At 39.2% G+C, this 1035-nt stretch carries 2 protein-coding genes; both read left to right on the top strand.

Translation table 11 applies throughout. The annotated features are described in order from the left end of the window. The first annotated feature begins 578 nt into the window (after positions 1-578). On the top strand, positions 579-752 hold the full coding sequence (locus ACFW9Z_RS36085; protein WP_375839303.1) for a hypothetical protein: 174 nt from the start codon (positions 579-581) through the stop codon (positions 750-752). Positions 753-842: 90 nt separating this feature from the next. After that, a partial coding sequence (locus tag ACFW9Z_RS36090; protein WP_384647950.1) for a hypothetical protein occupies positions 843-1035 on the top strand: 193 nt, incomplete at its 3' end.

Here is a 1035-nt window from a genome sequence, read left to right on the forward strand (position 1 = left end):
GATTTAGGGGGTGTGTATAAATGGGCACTCTCTGTGAAATTTGAAGCTTTGAAATTCCGAATGGCGCACTTATACACTCTGTCGAGTGAGTGCTAAAATGCTGAAGCATTTCCGTCAAGCGTGTGGAGGAATCTTGTAGAGAGATATAGCATAGATACCCGTATCTCTAGAGATATTTTGGTATATCCCTGCTATATCTATGGGGTATCTATGCTATATCTTTGGCTTCAAAAACGGCACCTGTTCTAAGAGCATAGAAACTCAACAGGCACAGCCTGTTTGACACCCTTTTTTTTAGGGTGGCACCGAGTTTCCTTATGCTCTTTTTCTCTGAAGCTAAACCTGTTTTATATGTCGTAGTCTTTTTATTGGGAGTGACCCCTTGCTGTACAATTTCCGGAGGTGCCGATAAGGGACGAATTTTCCCTTGTCGGTTGCCTTTGGGGATTGTAAGGGGTGGAGGCTCGGAATCAAAAGGAAACGAAATATCATTCCGAGTGTGCTTCTTTTTTCTGTTCTTGAATTCTATTATTTCCAATGTTAGAATTATGTTAACAACTTGTTAGGAGTGTGTTTGGATGGAAGAGAAAAAACAAATTGGACCTCGAATTACTGTTGAAACATTTAAAAAGCTAGAGTTATTAGCCGAACATTTTACAAAACACAATGAATTTGGAAGAGTTTCAAAAGATGCTGTAATTGAGTTTGCTATTAAGGAATTGTATAGGGACTATTTGGGAAAAGGACGCTAATTTTTGTTGAAAAACTGACTTCGGATTTGGGGTTCTTTATTATTAACTTGATTTTAATTAAACATTACAGGAAAAATTGAGGGGAAATGGATGGATAAACGCAATGGTGACGCGGTTTTCATAGCTCCAAATGATGTTGTAAAAGTGACCACTATGAATCACGTCATTGAAGTTCAGCATATGGAGAAGATGAACCGGAAAAATAATATCAAAAAATTGGACAAGGATAGGTTTGTAGACCTCTCTACTGGGGCTGCTCGGGGAACCCGGAACAGCCCCAGAC

The organism is Streptomyces sp. NPDC059452 (assembly GCF_042750035.1).
In the GTDB taxonomy this organism is placed as follows: Bacteria; Actinomycetota; Actinomycetes; order Streptomycetales; family Streptomycetaceae; genus Streptomyces.